Origin of the sequence: Flavobacterium psychrophilum DSM 3660 = ATCC 49418 (assembly GCF_002217405.1) — a bacterium.
Lineage (GTDB): Bacteria > Bacteroidota > Bacteroidia > Flavobacteriales > Flavobacteriaceae > Flavobacterium > Flavobacterium psychrophilum.
On record NZ_MUHE01000011.1, the window covers coordinates 102,565 to 123,397 of the forward strand.

17 protein-coding genes are annotated in these 20,833 nt (G+C 32.4%); 13 read left to right on the forward strand and 4 right to left on the reverse strand.

The window, feature by feature from the left end; all coding sequences use genetic code 11:
* Positions 1-36: 36 nt before the first annotated feature.
* Both B0A57_RS03630 and B0A57_RS03635 read left to right on the forward strand, forming a co-directional pair.
* Positions 37-945, forward strand: coding sequence for a fumarylacetoacetate hydrolase family protein (locus B0A57_RS03630; RefSeq protein ID WP_034098157.1), 909 nt, complete (start codon positions 37-39; stop codon positions 943-945).
* Between the two features lie 154 nt (positions 946-1,099).
* A complete protein-coding gene (locus tag B0A57_RS03635) occupies positions 1,100-2,992 on the forward strand; it encodes a peptidase U32 family protein (protein WP_034098155.1) in 1,893 nt (630 codons plus the stop codon).
* 79 nt (positions 2,993-3,071) lie between these two features.
* Here B0A57_RS03635 and B0A57_RS03640 read toward each other — a convergent pair whose 3' ends face one another.
* Positions 3,072-5,048, reverse strand: a complete 1,977-nt coding sequence (locus tag B0A57_RS03640) for an alpha-ketoacid dehydrogenase subunit alpha/beta (protein WP_011963173.1) — start codon at positions 5,046-5,048, stop codon at positions 3,072-3,074.
* A 273-nt stretch (positions 5,049-5,321) separates the two neighbouring features.
* Here B0A57_RS03640 and B0A57_RS03645 point away from each other — a divergent pair, with 273 nt between their 5' ends.
* From B0A57_RS03645 to B0A57_RS03685, 9 genes are all read left to right on the forward strand, one after another.
* A complete protein-coding gene (locus B0A57_RS03645) occupies positions 5,322-6,272 on the forward strand; it encodes an isopenicillin N synthase family dioxygenase (protein ID WP_038466976.1) in 951 nt (316 codons plus the stop codon).
* Between the two features lie 190 nt (positions 6,273-6,462).
* Entirely contained in the window at positions 6,463-6,861 is a 399-nt protein-coding gene (locus B0A57_RS03650) for a GxxExxY protein (RefSeq protein WP_011963175.1), read from the forward strand.
* Between the two features lie 45 nt (positions 6,862-6,906).
* Complete coding sequence (locus B0A57_RS03655; RefSeq protein ID WP_034098153.1) at positions 6,907-7,236, forward strand: translation initiation factor; 330 nt, start codon at positions 6,907-6,909, stop codon at positions 7,234-7,236.
* Between the two features lie 473 nt (positions 7,237-7,709).
* Positions 7,710-8,576, forward strand: coding sequence for a nucleoside phosphorylase (locus B0A57_RS03660; protein ID WP_034098151.1), 867 nt, complete (start codon positions 7,710-7,712; stop codon positions 8,574-8,576).
* 79 nt (positions 8,577-8,655) lie between these two features.
* Entirely contained in the window at positions 8,656-9,189 is a 534-nt protein-coding gene (locus tag B0A57_RS03665; RefSeq protein ID WP_034098148.1) for a GNAT family N-acetyltransferase, read from the forward strand.
* A gap of 4 nt (positions 9,190-9,193) precedes the next feature.
* Complete coding sequence (locus B0A57_RS03670; protein ID WP_034098147.1) at positions 9,194-9,688, forward strand: hypothetical protein; 495 nt, start codon at positions 9,194-9,196, stop codon at positions 9,686-9,688.
* A 31-nt stretch (positions 9,689-9,719) separates the two neighbouring features.
* Complete coding sequence (locus tag B0A57_RS03675; protein ID WP_011963180.1) at positions 9,720-10,844, forward strand: SDR family oxidoreductase; 1,125 nt, start codon at positions 9,720-9,722, stop codon at positions 10,842-10,844.
* Between the two features lie 15 nt (positions 10,845-10,859).
* Positions 10,860-11,705 carry a substrate-binding domain-containing protein gene (locus B0A57_RS03680; RefSeq protein WP_034101124.1) on the forward strand — a complete coding sequence of 282 codons (846 nt, stop codon included), beginning with the start codon at positions 10,860-10,862 and terminating at the stop codon, positions 11,703-11,705.
* A gap of 31 nt (positions 11,706-11,736) precedes the next feature.
* Positions 11,737-12,681, forward strand: a complete 945-nt coding sequence (locus tag B0A57_RS03685) for a transglutaminase (protein ID WP_034098145.1) — start codon at positions 11,737-11,739, stop codon at positions 12,679-12,681.
* Positions 12,682-12,811: 130 nt separating this feature from the next.
* Here B0A57_RS03685 and B0A57_RS03690 read toward each other — a convergent pair whose 3' ends face one another.
* Complete coding sequence (locus B0A57_RS03690; RefSeq protein ID WP_034098189.1) at positions 12,812-13,474, reverse strand: uracil-DNA glycosylase; 663 nt, start codon at positions 13,472-13,474, stop codon at positions 12,812-12,814.
* A gap of 108 nt (positions 13,475-13,582) precedes the next feature.
* Between B0A57_RS03690 and B0A57_RS03695 the strand changes: the two genes are divergently transcribed.
* On the forward strand, positions 13,583-15,748 hold the full coding sequence (locus B0A57_RS03695) for an endonuclease MutS2 (RefSeq protein ID WP_011963184.1): 2,166 nt from the start codon (positions 13,583-13,585) through the stop codon (positions 15,746-15,748).
* A 70-nt stretch (positions 15,749-15,818) separates the two neighbouring features.
* Here B0A57_RS03695 and B0A57_RS03700 read toward each other — a convergent pair whose 3' ends face one another.
* Positions 15,819-16,247, reverse strand: coding sequence for a hypothetical protein (locus tag B0A57_RS03700; protein WP_011963185.1), 429 nt, complete (start codon positions 16,245-16,247; stop codon positions 15,819-15,821).
* A 299-nt stretch (positions 16,248-16,546) separates the two neighbouring features.
* Between B0A57_RS03700 and pheT the strand changes: the two genes are divergently transcribed.
* On the forward strand, positions 16,547-18,967 hold the full coding sequence (gene pheT / locus B0A57_RS03705; RefSeq protein WP_034098143.1) for a phenylalanine--tRNA ligase subunit beta: 2,421 nt from the start codon (positions 16,547-16,549) through the stop codon (positions 18,965-18,967).
* A 226-nt stretch (positions 18,968-19,193) separates the two neighbouring features.
* Here the strand turns inward: pheT and B0A57_RS03710 are convergent, their stop codons facing one another.
* Positions 19,194-20,810 (reverse strand): ABC-F family ATP-binding cassette domain-containing protein, encoded by a 1,617-nt coding sequence (locus tag B0A57_RS03710; protein ID WP_011963187.1) that lies wholly within the window; start codon positions 20,808-20,810, stop codon positions 19,194-19,196.
* Between the last annotated feature and the right edge of the window lie 23 nt (positions 20,811-20,833).

A 20,833-nucleotide genomic window follows, 5' to 3' on the forward strand; every position in this document is an offset into this window, starting at 1 on the left:
GTACTATTTTTTTAACAAGTGTCAAAAATAAAAAAAATGAAACTACTTACATACAAAACATCAGCAACAGAACCAAGACTAGGATTTATTCATAACAATCAAATTATCGATATGCAAGATTTTGGCGAAATATCCAATTTCCCATTACCAAATGATATGTTAGAACTAATAGACCTTGGATTTGAAATTATTACCGAAATAAATGATTTAATTTCAGAAACAACCCAAGCACAAATAGATCAAATTAGTTACACAATAGACCAAATTACCATCCTTGCCCCCATCGAAAAACCAAGAAAAAACATCATCGGAATTGGCCTAAATTATACCCAACACATAACAGAAAGCGCAAAAATACTAGGCACAACAGGCAAATTACCCACAAAACCAATTATCTTCTCAAAACCAACCACAACAGTAACCGGAACCAATACAAATATTATAAAAAACACAAAACTAACCCAACAATTAGATTGGGAAGTAGAACTAGCAGTTGTTATTGGCAAAAAAGGAAAATATATTCAAAAAACACAAGCATTAGATTATGTTTTTGGCTATACCATAATCAACGATATTTCCGCACGAGATTGTCGCCGTGAAGGACAATGGATCGTTTCTAAAGGACAAGACACATTTGCACCAATGGGACCTTATTTAATAACAAAAGACGAAATAGAAAACCCACATAATTTAAACTTATCCTTAAAAGTAAACGGCCTAGAAAAACAAAATTCAAATACAAAATACTTATTATTCAACATCAATGATATAATCGAAGATTTAAGCATTATTTTCACATTAGAACCTGGAGATATTATCGCAACAGGAACACCATCAGGCGTTGGAGCAGGAAGAAACCCTCAAGAGTTTATGAATCATGGCGATATTGTAGAAGCTACTATACAACAAATAGGAACAATTATAAATACAGTTCAAGAAATTTAATTTTTTTAGAAAAAATCAGCTATTGGTACAAAATTGTTCGGCAAAAAACATTAAAAACAACTTTATATTCAAATTTTAAATAATCTACAATTTATATATGAAGTATTTTATACTTTTGCGGTTTACGTTTCAAATAAAGGATATATAATAAAACATGAAGAAGAAAATTGAAATTTTAGCTCCTGCTAAAAATTTAGTGCAAGGAATAGCCGCTATCAATGCCGGTGCAGATGCTGTATATATAGGTGCACCATTATTTGGAGCTAGAACCAATGCAACCAATTCTATAGAAGATATTGCCGAAATGGTAACTTATGCTCATTTATTTAAAGCCCAAGTATTTGTGGTAATAAATACCATATTATATGAGAATGAATTAGAACCTTGCCGACAATTAATTCACCAATTATACACTATTGGCGTAGATGCGCTTATCGTACAAGACATGTCTATTATGGAAATGGACATTCCTCCTATCGTTATTCATGCCAGTACACAAGCTAACAATAGAGACCCCAAACATGTTAAATTCTTAAAAGATGCTGGAATGCAACGCGTGGTATTGGCAAGAGAATTAAACTTAGACCAAATTAGAGAAATTAGCCAAGCTACTAATGTCGAATTAGAATTCTTTGTTTCTGGCGCACTTTGTGTTTCCTTTAGCGGGAACTGTTATATGAGTATTGCAGGTGGCGAACGCAGTGCAAACAGAGGTTCTTGTGCTCAAAACTGTCGTCTTCCTTATAACTTAACCGATGGTACAGGCAAAACTTTAATCGAAAACAGTCATTTATTATCTATCAAAGATTTAGACTTAAGCGACCAATTGCCCAATCTAATTGAAGCTGGCGTAACCTCATTTAAAATTGAAGGTCGGTTAAAAGACATGGTGTATGTAAAAAACAACACTTCCTATTTAAGAAAAAAATTAGATGCCTTTTTAGAAAATAACGATACCTTTCAAAAAGCCTCTTCTGGTCGTACATTTTACAACTTTGAAGCCGAAATGGATCGCAGCTTTAATCGTGGTTATACCGATTATTTTGTAAACAAACGCAAAGAAAAAATAGGAAATTGGGAAAGTCCAAAATCGCAAGGGCAAGTCATTGGTAAATTAATCGAAATTAAAGCCAATGGTTATGTGATAGAAAATTATGAGAAACTAAACAATGGCGACGGACTTTATTTTATTAACGAGCAAGGCGAAGCCGATGGTACCCAAGTAAACATCATTATTAATAACATTGTAGTTCCTAACACTCTTAAACCACTGGCTATTGGTACCATGATTTACAGAAATTCTGATGCCGAATTTAATAAAATGGTAGAAAAAGAGAACAGTGTCGTGCGCAAAATTGGCGTTACTTTACAATTTACCGAAACTTTAGAAGGATTTCAATTGCTTGCCATCGATGAAGACGGACACCAAAGCATAGCAACTTTAACAATAGAAAAAGAAGTGGCAAAAAACGAAACCTCTACAGTTCCGAATATAAAAACCAATTTAGCCAAAACAGGAAATACCCCTTTTATTATAGATGATATTCAGGTAAATTTTTCTAACAATTGGTTTTTACCTATTTCTAAAGTAAACGAAGTAAGACGAGAAGTTCTAGAACAACTCATAGATATTCGTGTTAACGAATACCATCGCGAAGAATTTCAAATTACAAAAACAGACCATCCTTATCCTGTCGAAAAACTCGATTTTACTTACAATGTATCCAACCATTTGGCAAAAGCTTTTTACAAACGTCATGGCGTAACCGAAATAGAAAAAGCCTTCGAGTTGCAATGGGATCCAGGAAAAGCAAGAGTAATGACTACTAAGTATTGTGTAAAATACGAACTAGGCAAATGCGCTCGTTTTCAAAGAGAAACTATGGGCGAAAAAGTCGTAGAACCACTTACATTGACACATGGTGAAAATGCTTATAAATTAAAATTTAACTGCAAACCGTGCGAAATGGAAATTTGGGAAAAAGATGCCGATTTAGAATTTGAAGATGAAGACGAACAATTGGGTTATGTTGCCCAAAAGAGATAATTATTGAATATAATAGATATAAAAAATCCGTTGATGAAACTTATCATTAACGGATTTTTTTATATCTAACAATTGGTTATTAGTACTTTAATAGTTCTAATAATCCTTCTTCAAATCTTACTTTAGGCAAATATTGGTCTTCTAAAGCTTTTACAAAAGGAATAGCACTTTCTAAACTTCCCACACGTTTTACGGGAGCGTCTAGATACTCGAAGCAGTTTTCCATGATTAAAGCCGAAATATCACTAGCAATGCCACCAAACATAGAATCTTCTTGCAAAATTATACATTTTCCTGTTTTCTTTACCGAAGCAAAAATAGTTTCGGTATCTAAAGGTTGTAACGAGCGCAAATCGATCAAATCGGCTGATATTTCAGGGTTTTTGTTTAATGTATCTAAAGCCCAGTGCACTCCTGCACCAAATGAAATTACTGTAACTGCTGTTCCTTCTTTTATCATAGCCGCTTTCCCAAATGGAATGGTATAATAATCTTTAGGAACATCTTGGTACATGCTTCGGTACAATTGTTTGTGTTCGAAGAACATAACAGGATTTGGATCATTTATTGCTGTATTTAATAATCCTTTGGCATCGTAAGGAAATGCTGGATAAATAACTTTTAGCCCTGGTGTTTTTGTAAACCAAGCTTCATTGGTTTGCGAATGAAAAGGACCAGCTTGCGTACCACCACCACAAGGCATACGAACCACTACGTCGGCATTTTCTAACCAACGGTAATGTGATTTTGCTAATAAATTTACGATTGGATTAAATCCTGTCGAAACAAAATCGGCAAATTGCATTTCAACAATCGCTTTGTGTCCGTTTATAGACAATCCCATGGCTGCAGAAACTACTGCGCTTTCACAAATAGGTGTGTTACGAACTCTTTCTTTGCCAAATTGCGCTACAAAACCATCAGTGATTTTAAATGCCCCACCATATTCTGCAATGTCTTGTCCCATAATAACCAAGTTATCATGACGCTCCATAGATTGGCGCAAACTATTAGAAATTGCATCAATCATTCTAATATTTTCTACTTCTTCAGAATGGTTAACCTCTTCAAAATCATAAGATTTGTAAACATCATTTAACTCTTCACTTAAACTAGCTATAATTTCTGGTTCTTTTTGAACGAGTGCCCAATCAGTATCTATTTCTTTCTTTAATTCTGCTCTAAAAGCCTCATCATCGTCATCAGATAAAACAGCTGTTGCTTTTAGGTAACTTCTAAAATTTTCAACTGGATCTTTTATAGCCCACATATCCATGAGTTGTTGCGGCACATATTTTGTACCACTCGCTTCTTCGTGCCCACGCATCCTGAAGGTTTTAAATTCTAAAAGAACTGGACGAGGATTTTCTTTCATTGATGCTTTTAATTCTGATATTAAATTATAAACATCAAGAATATTATTACCATCAACAATATGTGATTCCATACCAAAACCAATACCTTTATCTGCTAAGTTTTCGCAGCGGTATTGCTCGTTTGTTGGGGTAGATAATCCGTAACCATTATTTTCGATTACAAAAAGAACGGGCAATTCCCAAACAGAAGCAATGTTTAGTGCTTCGTGAAAATCTCCTTCGGAAGTAGCACCTTCACCTGTGAAAACTGCGGTTACTTTTCCGTTCTTTTTTAATTTATTTGCTAAAGCGATTCCGTCTGCTACCCCTAATTGTGGTCCCAAATGCGAAATCATTCCTATTATATTGTATTCTTGTGTACCAAAATGAAACGAACGGTCACGACCTTTTGTAAACCCATTGGCTTTTCCTTGCCATTGCGAGAAAAGGCGGTGTAGTGGTATATCTCTTCCTGTAAAAACCCCTAAATTACGGTGCATAGGTAAGATGTATTCGTCTTTGTCTAGAACTGCTGTAATTCCTACTGAAATGGCTTCTTGACCAATTCCTGAAAACCACTTTGAGACTTTTCCTTGACGGATAAGAATGAGCATTTTTTCTTCGATTAATCTTGGTTTTAGGATTCGTTTGTATAAATCGAGTAAAGTTTGGTTGGATATGTTTTTTCTGTCGAAATTCATTGTTATTGTATTTTTTTAATGTGGCGTAAAAGTATAAAAAAGAGATGGTTTTTTTGAGTACGAATTACACAAATTATCACGAATTTTAAAATAATAATGAATAATTACTGGTTTGCCTAGCCCTGATAGAAGTGAAAATCCTTTTTGTTTTTCCTTTAAAAACAAAAAGATTGCAACGAATAGCAGGAAATTGCTCCTAATAAAAAATATATTTATACATTTGTTTTATGATGGTATTATCCATTTGTAAGTTATTAACATATTATTTAAGAGATGCAAAACATTCCTAGTGTTGACTTGCGTGATTTCCTTTCGGGTAACCCGGAACGTAAACAAAAATTTGTAAATGAAATCGGAAAAGCTTTCGAAGAGATTGGCTTCGTAGCGTTAAAAGGTCATTTTTTAGATGACAAATTGGTTGGTGAATTGTATGGCGAAATTAGAAATTTTTTCTCCCTACCATTAGAAACAAAAGATGGCTATGAAATCCCTGGAATTGGTGGGCAGCGTGGTTATGTTTCTTTCGGGAAAGAACACGCAAAAGGCAGAAAAGAAGGAGATTTAAAAGAGTTTTGGCATTTTGGTCAATATGTGGACAAAGATTCGAAATATGCTGCTGAATATCCTGATAATGTAGAAGTTAAAGAATTGCCGAGATTTAACGAGGTTGGTAAAGAAGCTTATCAAATGTTAGAAAAAACTGGAATTACAGTTTTACAGGCTTTGGCATTGCATTTGGGTTTAGATGAGTTTTATTTTGACCAATATGGTTATGAAGGAAACTCGATTTTAAGACCTATTCATTATCCACCAATTACTGTTGAGCCTGAAAATGCTATTCGTGCTGCAGCTCATGGAGATATTAACTTGATTACTTTATTAATGGGTGCTCAAGGTCGTGGTTTACAAGTTCAGAATCATGATAGCGAATGGATTGATGCTATTGCAGAACCAGACGAATTAGTTATAAACGTTGGTGATATGTTGTCTCGCCATACCAATAACAGATTAAAATCGACAATTCACCAAGTGGTAAATCCGCCAAGAGAATTGTGGGGAACATCCCGTTATTCTATCCCATTTTTTATGCATCCAGTAAGCGAAATGCGCTTAGATGTTTTAGAGAATTGTGTTGATGCGGAAAATCCAAAATTATACGAAGATATTTCGGCAGGAGAATTCTTGTACGAAAGATTGGTCGATTTGGGATTAATCAAAAAATAATTTATAATTTTATATCATTAAGAAAGACATTGAGTTCGCTTGATGTCTTTTTTGGTTTTCAGATTACAAGCCATAATAAAAAACTTTTTTTGAACACAGATTTAAGAAATTAGAATAATTTAAGAAATTTCTCAAATTTCTTAAATCTGTATTCAAAAAATTAATAAATAAACGCCAAACAGAAACAAATATGAAAAATTTTCCGCATCAAGAATTAACTAAATCGTTAATTGGTATTTATTATGATGTATATAATGAATTAGGTTACGGATTTCTTGAAAAAGTATATCACAATGCAATGCAGATAGAATTAAAAAAAAGAGGGTTTGAAGTTGAAAATCAAAAAAAATTAAATGTTCATTATAAAAATGAAATCGTTGGAGAGTATATTCCAGATTTAATAGTAAATAATTCAGTAATTATTGAGTTAAAGTGTGTTGAGTATATGGTTGAAGCCCACGAATGTCAACTATTAAATTATTTAAAAGCAACAGATTGTGAAGTAGGTTTGTTATTAAACTTTGGAAAAGACCCACAATTTATTAGAAAGATTTTTACAAATGAATTTAAAAAACATAATAAGTATTAAGATTTCTTAAATTTCTCAAATCTGTGTTCAAAAAACATTAAAATTATGGACTTACAAGACCAACTAAAAAACCTTTTCCCAAATCACGAGCCAGCTCCAGAAGAAGCAATTCCAGAAGTAGAACACGAACTATACGTTCAAAAAGAACCTATGATTTGTAAATACGAAAAACGAAAAGGAAAAGCCACCACAATTATTGAAGGCTATGAAGGAAGTGACGAAGATTTTAAAATTTTAGCCAAAGAAATAAAAACCAAACTCAGTGTTGGCGGAACTTTCAAAGACGATTCGATAATAATTCAAGGAGATTACCGCGATAAAATTATGGAAATACTGAAACTAAAAGGATTTAAAGTAAAACGTGTGGGAGGATAAGCAATTTTAGAGTTTAGATTTCTCAAAACAAAAAAACATAAGAAACATAAGAAACACTTTGTAAACTTTGCGAAAACCTTTGTGAACATTATGGTTAAAAAACATAAGAAACACTTTGTAAACTTTGCGAAAACCTTTGTCAACTTTGTGGTTAAAAAACAAAAAAAAAAAACATAAGAAACACTTTGTGAACTTTGTGAAAACCTTTGTAAACTTTGTGGTTAAAAAACAAAAAAACATAAGAAAAACTTTGTGAACTTTGCGAAAACCTTTGTGAACATTGTGGTTAAAAAACAAAAAACATAAGAAACACTTTGTGAACTTTGCGAAAACCTTTGTGCACTTTGTGGTTAAAAAAAAAACATAAGAAACACTTTGTGAACTTTGTGAAAACCTTTGTAAACTTTGTGGTTAAAAAGCAAAAAAAAACATAAGAAACACTTTGTGAACATTGTGGTTAAAAAACAAAAAAAATGATACAATCATCAGAATTAATACTAAACCCAGACGGAAGTGTATATCACTTAAACCTACTTCCTGAAAATATAGCACACAACATTATTTTTGTAGGTGACCAAGAACGCGTATCAAAAATTACACAACATTTCGATAGCATCGAATTTTCAACACAAAAAAGAGAGTTCAAAACTCAAACAGGAACAATAAAAGGCAAACGAATTACAGTAATGTCTACAGGAATTGGTCCAGACAATATAGATATTGTAATGAACGAATTAGATGCTTTAGTCAACATCGATTTAGCAACACGCAAACCAAAAGAAAATCTTACCTCTTTAAATATTATTAGAATAGGCACTTCAGGCTCTTTGCAAGCCGATATACCTTGTGATAGTTTTGTAATGGCAAAATTCGGATTAGGATTAGACAACATGCTTCGCTCCTATTTAATCGACGAAGTTTCAATACCTGAAATGGAAGATGCTTTTATAAAACACACCAATTGGGATTTAAGAAAAGGAAAGCCTTATATAATTCCTTGTTCAGAAGAATTAGAAAAACTAATAGAAAGCGAGAAAATACACAAAGGAATTACAGCAACCGCAGGAGGCTTTTATGGTCCGCAAGGTCGTGTTTTACGTCTAAATATTCAAGACGAAAGTTTAAATTCTAAAATGGATAACTTCAATTTTGAAGACAACAGAATTACCAATCTAGAAATGGAAACTAGTGCAATATATGGGCTTGGTAAACTTTTAGGTCATCATTGCTTGTCACTAAATGCTATCATTGCCAATCGTGCTTCTGGAACCTTTAGCCAAGATCCTTACAAAGCCGTTGATGAGTTAATTGCGTATGCTTTAGAGAAATTAAGCAAATAAAAAGAAACACGGATTTAAGAAATCCGAGAAATTGTATAGATTATTCAAATTTCTCAAATCTGTGTTCAAAAAATAATAAATGAACCTAATCCTAGAAACCGACCGACTTATGCTTCGCCCGTTTGAATTATCAGATGCCGAAGCACTTTTTGATATGGACAAAAATCCAGAAGTTCATAATTATTTATGGCAAAAACCAGTTACAAAAATTGAAGAAGTACACGAGTATATCAAGATGGTTCGTCAACAATATTTAGAGAATAATATTGGGCGTTTTTCAACCATCATAAAAGAAACAGGAGAACTAATTGGTTGGACAGGCATAAAATTTGTAAACAATCATATCGAAAACGGAAACACCAATTTTTACGATTACGGTTATCGTCTAAACGAGAAATTTTGGAACAAAGGTTACGCAACTGAAGCATCAAAAGCTTGGTTAGATTATGGTTTTAATACAATGAAAATTGATAAAATGAACGCTTATACACATTTTGATAACGGTGCATCAAATCATATTCTGCAAAAAGTCGGCATGAATTTCATAGAAGATTATTTAGATGAACACGGTGCTCCTTGGAAATGGTGGCAAATGAATAATCCCAATTTGTAACGATATGAATTGGCAAGAAACTATAAACTTCGTTAAACAAATTCCGTACGGAAGAAACACAAATCGTCACGATTTTTCGCTTGTAATATCAGAAAATAAAGGAACTTGTAGCTCCAAACACGCTTATCTGAAAGATTATGCCAATAAAAACAACATTGCAAACGTTCAATTAATTATTGGCATTTATAAAATGTCTGAAACCAATACAAACATTGGAAAAATCCTAACAGATAATAATATCAATTATATTCCAGAAGCACATTGTTATTTAAAAATTGATCAAAAAATAGTCGATGCTACTTCTAATGAATCCAATTTCGAAAAAATAAAATCCGATTTACTTCAAGAAATCGAGATAGAACCCTACCAAGTTGCCAATTTTAAAGTAAAATACCATCAAGAATTTATAAAAAACTGGCTAACAGAATCTAATACTGCTTTTTCTTTCGAAAAAATATGGGAGATTAGAGAAAAATGTATTCAAAAGCTTTCAATATAAAACTACATTTGTCATTTAGAACAAAACTACAATGAAAATAATTCTTACAGGAGCAACAGGCGTTTTAGGATCTCATATTATGTATGAAATTTTAGAGCTTTTTATAACTAATTCTATTAGCGGCAAACTATTTCTTATCACCAGAAATAAAGGAAAAAACTCAGCAAAAGACAGAATAAACGAACTTTTATCTAGTAGCTATACACCTCAAATTCTTGCCGAAAAAGGATTAGAAAAATTACATTCTTATCTAGAAATCATAGATACCGATTTGTCTGAAATTGAAGATAATAATGCCCAAAAAATACGTGGTGCCTATTTTATTCACTCCGCAGGTTATGTTAATTTATCTACTGATGAAAACCAAAAAGAAAAAATATTTAATGAAAATGCCCAAATTACAAAAGACATTTTTAAAACCTTTTCTCCATTTATCAAAAAATTTATCTATATTAGTACTGCATTTTCCTCAGGAGTTAGAAACGGACTTATAGGCAACGATTTTCACAATCTAGATTTTATCCCAGAACACAGAAATGCTTACGAAAATGCAAAATTTCATTCAGAAAGCTTTGTAAAACAGCAATGCAAAACTTTAGGTTTGCCGTATCAAATTCTTCGTCCAAGCGTTATTGGAGGAAAAATGTTAGGAAAAGAGAATAATTATTTCATTCCTAAATATATGGTTTTTTATCTTCTAGCAAAATTTTTTCACTTTACGGCACAACGAAAAAACGAACAAGAAAATGTACGATTTCAAATAAATGAAGCAACAGGGTTAAACATTATTCCTGTAGATTATGTGGCAAAAGTAATTGTAAATTCTTTTCAAAGAGAAGATATTCAGCAACTTAATATCGTGCATAACAAAAGTTTTAATATCGTAAAAGGAGTGCAACTTATTATGCAAGAAGTAGGATATACTAATTTTAGTTTAATACAAAACACACTCGATTTTAATTACAAAACCAGTATCGAAAAATTATATTACGAAAGTATCGGAAAACATTTAAAACCTTATTTCACAACCAATCCTAACGAATATGACACCACATTATTAAACTCTATTCTCGAAATCCCAAAACTAGATACAGAAGCATTTACAAACATGATTCGTTATGCGAAATTGCATAATTTTAAAGATATAAACGTCTAATTTTAGAAGCTATTCATGACAACAATAAAAATAGTAGGGGTTCCAGAACATTTCAATTTACCATGGCAATTATGCCTAGAAAATGGCGAATTTGAAGCTGAAAATATAGATTTACAATGGACAGACATCCCTGAAGGAACAGGAAAAATGTGCCAAATGCTTCGTGATAAACAAACAGATATTGCCGTAATTCTAACCGAAGGAATTGTAAAAGACATCGTATCAGGAAACCCAAGCAAAATAGTACAAATTTATGTGCAAAGCCCACTTATTTGGGGAATTCACGTCGATGCAAATTCAAAATACCACAAGCTTTCAGATTTAGAAAACAAAAAACCAGCCATTTCCCGTTTAGGATCTGGATCACATTTAATGTCTATTATAAATGCACAAAATCAAGGTTGGAAAACCAGCAACCTGCAATTCGAAATAGTAAACACAATAAACGGCGCTGTAGAAGCCTTAACAAACCAAACTGCCGATTATTTTATGTGGGAACAATTCATGACAAAACCATTAGTTGACAACGGTATTTTTAGAAAAATTGCCAATTGTCCTACGCCATGGCCATGCTTTGTCATTGCCGTTCGTGAAGAAATACTTGCAAAACATCCAAAAATTATTCATAAAATTCTCGAAATAATTAATACCAAAACTTCAAAATTTAAAGAAATTACAAACATCAATACAACATTATCCTCAAGATACAACCTAAAAACAGAAGATGTTCAAGAATGGTTAACCCTAACCCAGTGGTCACAAGAACAATTATCAGAAAAAATGTTAAACAAAGTTCAAAATCAGCTATTTGAACTATCTATTATTCATAAAAAGATTACTTTTGATACCATAGTCAGATAATTGCTTATTTTTATCGTTTTTACAGTAAAGAATGTTACAATTCACAAAAGGATTTATTAAAAAATGCAAAGAAACGCTTTCTTTACCAAAGCCTTGGGATAATATTGTCATTTTTTTATTAAACATCTTACTAACCATTCCTGTATTTATCATCATAAATCAGAATTTAATCAATCCAAATTGGCAACTTCCCATAGATAGAATTTTATTATTTATAATAATCCTAACCTGTTTTCAGCTCATTCTAAGAGCACTCAAAACAATTATTGTAATTTGTATCTTTATATATCTAGTCTTTCTTATTTACGGATCAGTCTTTGGCGATTATAGCTTTTATAGAGTTTACGACGACTATCGTTCTATGATGTACACAATGGAAGAAAACCCCTATCCGCAGGATATTATTGTTAGCAAATTATTGCCATTCCCAAACAAAAACAAAGTACTAAGAGCCATAGATTTTCAAAACCCTAAAGTTAGAAATTTCGCATTATCAGCAACCACAAAATACTTCAAAGATACCAAACAAATAAAAGGATACAGAAATTACAGAACAACAATACAATGCTTTGCTGTATTTAAAGAAATAAAATCACGTTGGAACTACGTAAACGATCCCCAAGGAAACAACTACATCGCTTACGCATCAGAATCATTGCAGCACTTTTCTGGCGATTGCGACGACCACGCAATTCTCATGGCAGCAGGCATAAAAGCAGTAGGCGGAATCCCAAGACTAATCGAAACAAACGCACACATATATCCCGAAATGCTAATTGGCAACAAACGCGATTTACAAAATGTAATATACCTAATAAAAAAAGTACTTTTTGTCGAAGAAAGCAAAAACAAAGAAATTCACTATCACATAGATGAGCGCGGACAAATATGGCTAAATCTCGATTACACAGCAAATTACCCAGGCGGAAAATTTATGAGCGAAGAAATACTAGGGCAACTAACCCTAAATAATTAGAAGCACAACAACACATTTCTTTTCAAGATTATTCCCGCTCTGCGTTACAATTCTCGCAAAAAAGCGAGAGATTTTCACTTCGATCGGGGCTACAATTCATAGTAGAAAATACCATCAACCATACTAAAAATTACCATTCAATTTCAGAAAAACCATTCAATTTTAAGTACTCATTGGTTAACCTAAAATGATTATTTCCAAACCAAAAACCACGATTAGCACTCAATGGCGAAGGATGTCCAGATTCAAGAACCAAATGCCTTTCCCTATCTATTTTACGCCCTTTCTTGTGCGCAAAACTACCCCAAAGCAAGAAAACAACCCGTTGAGAATGAGTAGAAACATACTCGATAACAGCATCGGTAAAAATATTCCATTTCAAATGTTTATGGCTGTTAGCCAAATCCTTACGAACCGTTAAGGAAGCATTTAAAAGTAAAATTCCTTGCTTTGCCCAAGACTCTAAATTACCAGAAGTTGGCGAAAAAACTAGATCATATTCAGCATTTATTTCAGCAAAAATATTCTTTAACGAAGGCGGAATTTTTACACCATCATTTACAGAAAAACACAAACCATTAGCTTCCCCAACCCCATGATAAGGATCCTGACCAATAATAACCACCTTCAAATTTGTAAAATCACAAAAATTAAAAGCATTAAAAATCAAATCCTTTGCAGGAAAACAAGAATAATTTTCATATTCTTGATCAATAGTTTTCATTAAATCTTCAAAATAAGGCTTCTCTTTTTCAATTTCAAAAAAACCCAACCAAGAATTAGCATTAATCATAGGTAACATTTATTATTATTGCACAAATATAATCAGTTTAATTCATTACTACTGCTAAACTTTGTAACTTTGGGGCTTTGCAACTTAGAACCTTTGCAGTTAAAAAAAATGATTTCAATTACCGAAAAAACCCTTCAAGATTTACAATTTTCTACTGTTTTAGAAACAGTTTCTAGCATTTGCAATACTGATATTGGTGCAGCAAAAGCCCTAGAAATAACACCTTTCAAAGACGAAGAAACAATGATGACAGCTTTGCATCAAACCTCAGAATATATAGCTTCTTTTCAAAATAACAATGCCATTCCTAATCATGGTTTTGACGCCATTACTTATGAAATAAAATTTCTAGGCATCGAGGATAGTTTCCTAGAAGTAGGAAGTTTTCGGAAAATTGCAACTTTATCTGAAAACACAAATGTTTTACTTCAATATTTCAAAAAATTTGAAGATTATTATCCTAATCTATATAAAAAATCAAGCCAAATTGAACTCACAAAATACATCATTAGTAGTATAGCCGATGTAGTCGATAAATATGGCGAAATAAAAGACAATGCTTCTCCCAATTTATTAGAAATTCGCAGGGATATGAACCTAGTTCGTGGCAAAGTAAATCAAAGTTTTGGCATGGCACTAACCCAATATAATAGTTTGGGTTATTTAGATGATATTAAGGAAAGCTTTGTTAATAACCGTAGGGTTTTAGCGGTCTTAGCTATGTATCGTCGCAAGGTAAAAGGAACCATTTTAGGAAGCTCTAAAACAGGAAGTTTAGCCTTTATAGAACCCGAAGCTACACTAAGATATTCCCGAGAATTAAGTAATTTAGAATATGAAGAAAAAGAAGAAATAACTAGAATTTTAAAACTATTAACTAATATAATTCGCCCGTATTTACCACTACTAATTCAGTATCAAGATTTTTTAAGTGACATCGATGTAATTGCTGCCAAAGCAAAATATGCCAACAGAATAAACGGAATTTTGCCAAAAATAACAAAAGAAAGAAGAATATATTTTCGTGATGCCTACCACCCTATTTTGTATTTAACAAATAAAGGAAAAAACGAAATTACACATCCACAAACCATCGAATTTGATTCTAAAAACAGAATTATTGTAATTTCTGGACCTAATGCTGGAGGAAAAACTATTTCCTTAAAAACTGTAGGACTGCTACAATTAATGTTGCAATCTGGAATGCTAATTCCAGTGCACGAACGAAGCGAAACCTGCTTATTTGATCGAATTTTAACAGATATTGGCGACAACCAATCGATTGAAAATCATTTAAGTACTTACAGCTATCGATTAAAAAATATGAACTATTTTCTAAAAAAATGCAATGCAAAAACATTGTTTTTAATCGACGAATTTGGTACTGGTTCCGATCCTGATTTGGGTGGCGCTTTAGCAGAAATTTTCTTAGAAGAATTTTACCATCGTGAAGCTTTTGGAATTATTACAACACATTATACCAATCTTAAAATACTAGCTAATGAACTGCCATTTGCTACAAATGCCAACATGCTTTTTGACGAAAAATCACTAGAACCCATGTATAAATTAGCTTTAGGACAAGCAGGAAGTTCCTTTACATTTGAAGTAGCTCAAAAAAATGGCATTCCGTTTGGGTTAATAAATCGTGCCAAAAAGAAGATAGAAACTGGTAAAGTTCGTTTCGACAAAACCATTGCTAATTTGCAAAAAGAACGATCTAAAATGGAAAAAACTTCAATTAATCTGAAAGAAGAAGAAACCAAAGCACGTGAAGAAAGCAAAAAAATGGAGACTATAAATGCAAAAGTCAAGCAAAAATTAGAAAACTACCAAGAATTATATGATAGTAACCAGAAAACCATCTATTTAGGGCAAAAAATAGAAGCCCTTTCAGAAAAATATTTTAATAATAAAAATAAAAAAGAATTACTTGGTGAGTTTTTAAAAGTGGTAGAAATTGAAAATTCAAAACGAATAAAAGCCACTAAAACTGAAATAAAAGCCATTGCCGAAAAGAAAAAAGTAATTATAGAGGAAGTAACCGTTCAGGTTGAAGAAATTCGTAAAGAGAAAAAAGAAAAGAAACTCAAAGCAAATTTAGTACCTGAAAAAGTAAAAGTAATACTAAAAATAGGCGATAGAGTTAGAATGCTCGACGGAAAATCTGTAGGTACAATAGATAAAATCGAAAAAAACAAAGCCATTGTAAACTATGGTGTTTTTACATCAAAAGTAAATTTAGAAGCTTTAGAATTTGTACAGCCAAAATAATTTTTAAAATCCTACAAAAAAAAGGTTTTGTATAAATTACAAAACCTTTTTTTAAAAATTAAGTTATAGCTTAAAAAGCAACATTCCATCTTGGCAAACGATTGTTTTGGTCAAGGAAATTTTGTAAAATTTGTCCTTCTACAAATGTAGGAATCCCTTTTGTTGTATCATTATAAGTATCGTACCAATATACTTCTAATCTTGCAATATTTTCTTTTTTCATTTGTGCTGGCCAAGAATATTTACGCCCTGTTTTTGCAAACTGATGACCATTTACAATTTTGTCATACAATCCGCCACCTTTACTTTTTAGCGAACCATCATTTTGTATAGTTCCCGTAGATCCAACCATGATTAACTCTTTTACTTCACCATCTACTGCATAAACAAGGAAAACTCCACTTGCTGTTTCTGTAGCATTACAAGCTACCTCTAAACTATCATCTATTGTAAAAGTAAAACTATTGCTTACTTTAAAATTTTTTAATTCTTTATACATTTTCTATATTATTCGTTTATTTGATCATTCGAAAGCTAAAAACCAAAGGATTGCAAAAGTAGTACAAAAAAACCGTCTAATACTAATTGCAAATCCTGTTTTAAAGATTTTTTATCTCAAAATAGGATTTTTACACACAATGCGCAAAATAACTTTCTTAATCATTCTAAATCTGCTATATCAGTAATCTATTATTATTTTAATTACAAACAGTAGTATAAATCAATTTCAAAAAAGGAAAACTTTTTTTTATACTACGAACTACAATACTTATATTTGCAGCTCAATAATTACTACACATGAAAATTTCATATAACTGGTTAAAACAATTTATAAAAACTGATTGGGATTCCGAAAAAACAGCATCTATGCTTACCGATCTAGGACTTGAAATAGAAGGAATAGAAAAATACCAATCTATAAAAGGCGGACTAGAAGGAATCGTAGTAGGTCATGTACTTACTTGCATCCAGCACCCAAATGCCGATAAATTAAAAATAACAACAGTCGATTTAGGAGACGGAAATCCAATTCAAATTGTTTGTGGTGCCAGTAATGTAGCCGCAGGACAAAAAGTCCCCGTAGCCACAATTGGAACCATTTTGTACGACAAAGAAGGAAAATCATTCGAAATAAAAAAAGGAAAAATTCGTGGAGAAGAAAGTCACGGAATGATTTGTGCCGAAGACGAATTAGGTCTTGGCCATAGTCACGAAGGGATTATGATTCTAGACGAAAAACTAACACCAGGAACACCTGCTGCTGCAGTTTTTAATATAGAAAATGATGAGGTTTTCGAAATAGGACTCACACCAAACCGTGCCGATGCCATGTCGCATTGGGGAACAGCAAGAGACCTAAAAGCCGGAATGCTTCAAAACGGAACCAATATCGAACTAATTACACCTTCGGTTTCCAATTTTAAAATCGAAAAAAGAACCTTAAAAATTGATGTCAAAGTCGATGATAATAAATTGGTTCCTCGTTATTGTGGTGTAACCATTTCCGATATAAAAATCGGAATATCACCAGCTTGGCTTCAAAACAGATTGAAAGCCATCGGGATAACACCAAAAAATAATGTTGTCGATGTAACAAATTATGTTCTACACGAATTAGGACAACCATTACATGCTTTTGATGCAACCAAAATAAATGGTAAAATTATTATTAAAAATGTTGCAGAAGGAACAAAATTTACCACATTAGACGATGTAGAGCGCTCTTTGAGTACTGAAGATATTATGATTTGCGACGAAAACGGACCACTTTGCATTGCAGGTGTGCTGGGCGGAAAAGATTCAGGAGTATCTCAAAATACAACTTCTATATTTTTAGAAAGTGCTTATTTTAATGCTGTTTCTGTAAGAAAAACCGCAAAACGACACACCATAAGTACCGATGCTTCTTTCAGATTTGAAAGAGGAATAGACCCCAGTATCACAGAATACGCACTAAAACGAGCTGCAATTTTAATTTGCGAAGTATCTGGCGGACAAATAACCTCAGATATTATAGATATTTATCCCAAGAAAATTGAAGACCACCAAGTTATGTTGAATATTGAAAAAGTCAACAAAATAATTGGTCAAGAAATTCCAGACGATACCATCAAAAAAATATTGGCTTCGTTAGATATAAAAGTAAATAGTATATCTAAAGTGGCATTAGGACTTGTAATTCCTGCTTATCGTGTCGATGTAACTAGAGAAATTGATGTAATTGAAGAAATACTAAGAGTGTACGGCTATAATAACATTAATTTTACACAAAAATTAAATGCTACAACTTCTCATTCGTCGAGGACTGAAGATTATAAAATTCAGAATATAATTGCCAACTTATTGGTTGCAAATGGCTTCAACGAAATGATGGCAAATTCGCTAACAACGCCTACATATACTAGCTTAAGTGATAGTTTAAATGAAAGTAATAATGTTTTAATAATCAATCCGTTAAGCAATGATTTATCAGCCATGAGACAATCATTATTATTCTCAGGATTAGAAGCAATTTCTTTCAATATTAATAGAAAAAATAGCGATTTACGATTATTCGAATTCGGAAAAACATACCACAAATTGTTATCAGGAAATCAAGAAAACAGCCACCTAACTTTATTTATGACAGGAAATAAAATTTCCGAGAGTTGGACAAATCCACAAAAAGCATCAGATTTCTTTTTGTTTAAAGGTTATGTATTGGCTATTTTAGAACGATTGGGATTATCTAAAATTATTTCATCACCATTAAATACCGACGTTTTTGCCGAAGGAATGGTTTACGAAATGGGAAATTCTACACTGGTAGAGTTTGGTACAGTTAAAAAATCGATTTTAAAACATTTTGATATTAAACAAGAAGTGTTCTTTGCTGATTTTAATTGGAATTCGATTATTAAACAAATTTCAAACAATATCAAATTTACCGAAATTTCTAAATATCCCGAAGTTCGTAGAGACTTAGCCCTTTTGATAGACAATGAAATTCAATTTGTGCAACTATTTGATATTGCTAAAAAAACAGAAAAAAACTTACTAAAAAACATTAATTTATTCGATGTTTACGAAGGTAAAAATCTTCCAGAAGGCAAAAAATCGTATGCAATTAGTTTTATTTTACAAGACAACGCAAAAACACTAACCGATGCTCAAATTGACAAAGTAATGAGTAAATTAACTCAGAATTTTGAAACCGAATTGGGTGCTACATTGCGATAATATTTTTTATATAAAATTGAAAAGGGATATTTAAAAAAATATCCCTTTTTTTATGGGTAAAATATTTGATTTAATAATCATACCTATAATTTGTACCGTAGTGATATTGTTGTGCTTTTTTAATATTTCGATGTTCCAGAATGATTTGGATTTATATCTTTAAAAACTATTGAGCATAAATAACCTATAAAAAAACTCCAGTAATTACTGGAGTTTTCTATATCATCTAAGAATACATTTTCTTTCTTAATTCCTGAATTTTCTCATCTTCCAGATATTCATCAAAAGTGGTATAACGGTCTATCACTCCTTTTGGTGTAATTTCTAACACACGATTGGCAACAGTTTGTGCAAACTCATGGTCATGTGTGGTAAATAATATCGACCCTTTAAAGTTTTTTAACGAGTTGTTAAACGCTGTAATCGACTCTAAATCTAAGTGATTAGTTGGTTCATCAAGCATCAACACATTGGCACGCATCATCATCATGCGAGATAACATACAACGTACTTTTTCTCCTCCAGATAAAACCCGACCAGTTTTTAAGGCTTCTTCGCCAGAAAAAATCATTTTTCCTAGGAAACCACGTACATAAACTTCGTCACGCTCTTCTTCGGTTTTTGCCCATTGGCGCAACCAATCTACGAGTGTCAAATCATTTTCGAAAAAACTGTGATTGTCTGCTGGCAAATAGGATTGGTTGGTTGTAATTCCCCAATCGAAAGTACCAGAATCAGGAGTCATATTTCCGTTTAATATTTCGTAAAAAGCTGAAGTAGCACGAGAATCTTTCGAAAAAATAACTACTTTATCTCCTTTTGCCATATTCAAATCTACATTTTTAAATAAAACCTCACCATCTATCGAAGCGCTTAGGTTTTCAACATTCAAAATCTGATCTCCTGCTTCACGTTCGGTATCAAAAATAATAGCTGGATAACGGCGAGAGGAAGGTTTTATATCTGATAAATTTAATTTATCGATCATTTTTTTACGAGAAGTGGCTTGTTTAGATTTTGCAACATTGGCACTAAAACGACGAATAAATTCTTCTAATTCTTGTTTCTTTTCTTCGGCTTTCTTATTTTGCTGCGCTCTTTGTTTTGCTGCTAACTGAGATGATTCGTACCAGAAAGTATAGTTTCCTGAATAATGATTTATTTTTCCGTAATCGATATCGGAAACGTGTGTACAAACTGAATCTAAAAAGTGTCTGTCGTGAGAAACTACTAAAACTGTATTTTCGTAATTTGCCAAGAAATTTTCTAACCAACCTATGGTTTCAAAATCCAGGTCGTTGGTAGGCTCATCCATAATTAGCACATCAGGATTACCAAATAAGGCTTGTGCTAACAAAACACGAAGCTTCAATTTTCCTTCCATATCGCCCATCAAAGTATAATGATAATCGGCAGAAATTCCAAGATTAGAAAGCATTGCACCTGCATCAGATTCGGCATTCCAACCATTCATTTCTTCAAAACGAACTTGTAACTCTCCTATTCTATCTGCATTTGCATCGGTATAATCTGCATACAAGTCATCCATTTCTTTTTTTACAGCAAACAAAACCTTATTTCCCATCATCACTGTTTCAAGAACCGTAAGATCATCAAACATATTATGATTCTGGTTTAGAACCGACATACGTTTTCCCGGTTCTAGGATAACACGACCCGAAGTTGGATCTATTTCGCCTGCAATTATTTTAAGAAATGTAGATTTTCCAGCACCATTAGCGCCAATAATTCCGTAGCAATTACCTTGTGTAAAGGTTGTATTTACTTCGTCGAATAAAATTCGCTTACCAAATTGTACTGATAAATTTGAAATTGTTAACATTGATTTATTTATTTTTATAAAAG

Bases quoted from the DNA above. Each gene is read 5' to 3' on its own strand.
- B0A57_RS03650 (WP_011963175.1), top strand. From the start codon at position 6,463: ATGAAAAATTTTCCGCATCAAGAATTAACTAAATCGTTAATTGGTATT.
- B0A57_RS03635 (WP_034098155.1), top strand. From the start codon at position 1,100: ATGAAGAAGAAAATTGAAATTTTAGCTCCTGCTAAAAATTTAGTGCAA.
- B0A57_RS03690 (WP_034098189.1), bottom strand. From the start codon at position 13,474: ATGATTAATGCTAATTCTTGGTTGGGTTTTTTTGAAATTGAAAAAGAG.
- B0A57_RS03675 (WP_011963180.1), top strand. From the start codon at position 9,720: ATGAAAATAATTCTTACAGGAGCAACAGGCGTTTTAGGATCTCATATT.
- B0A57_RS03640 (WP_011963173.1), bottom strand. From the start codon at position 5,048: ATGAATTTCGACAGAAAAAACATATCCAACCAAACTTTACTCGATTTA.
- B0A57_RS03655 (WP_034098153.1), top strand. From the start codon at position 6,907: ATGGACTTACAAGACCAACTAAAAAACCTTTTCCCAAATCACGAGCCA.
- B0A57_RS03630 (WP_034098157.1), top strand. From the start codon at position 37: ATGAAACTACTTACATACAAAACATCAGCAACAGAACCAAGACTAGGA.
- B0A57_RS03645 (WP_038466976.1), top strand. From the start codon at position 5,322: ATGCAAAACATTCCTAGTGTTGACTTGCGTGATTTCCTTTCGGGTAAC.
- B0A57_RS03685 (WP_034098145.1), top strand. From the start codon at position 11,737: ATGTTACAATTCACAAAAGGATTTATTAAAAAATGCAAAGAAACGCTT.
- B0A57_RS03670 (WP_034098147.1), top strand. From the start codon at position 9,194: ATGAATTGGCAAGAAACTATAAACTTCGTTAAACAAATTCCGTACGGA.
- B0A57_RS03700 (WP_011963185.1), bottom strand. From the start codon at position 16,247: ATGTATAAAGAATTAAAAAATTTTAAAGTAAGCAATAGTTTTACTTTT.
- B0A57_RS03660 (WP_034098151.1), top strand. From the start codon at position 7,710: ATGATACAATCATCAGAATTAATACTAAACCCAGACGGAAGTGTATAT.
- B0A57_RS03695 (WP_011963184.1), top strand. From the start codon at position 13,583: ATGATTTCAATTACCGAAAAAACCCTTCAAGATTTACAATTTTCTACT.
- B0A57_RS03680 (WP_034101124.1), top strand. From the start codon at position 10,860: ATGACAACAATAAAAATAGTAGGGGTTCCAGAACATTTCAATTTACCA.
- B0A57_RS03665 (WP_034098148.1), top strand. From the start codon at position 8,656: ATGAACCTAATCCTAGAAACCGACCGACTTATGCTTCGCCCGTTTGAA.
- pheT (WP_034098143.1), top strand. From the start codon at position 16,547: ATGAAAATTTCATATAACTGGTTAAAACAATTTATAAAAACTGATTGG.
- B0A57_RS03710 (WP_011963187.1), bottom strand. From the start codon at position 20,810: ATGTTAACAATTTCAAATTTATCAGTACAATTTGGTAAGCGAATTTTA.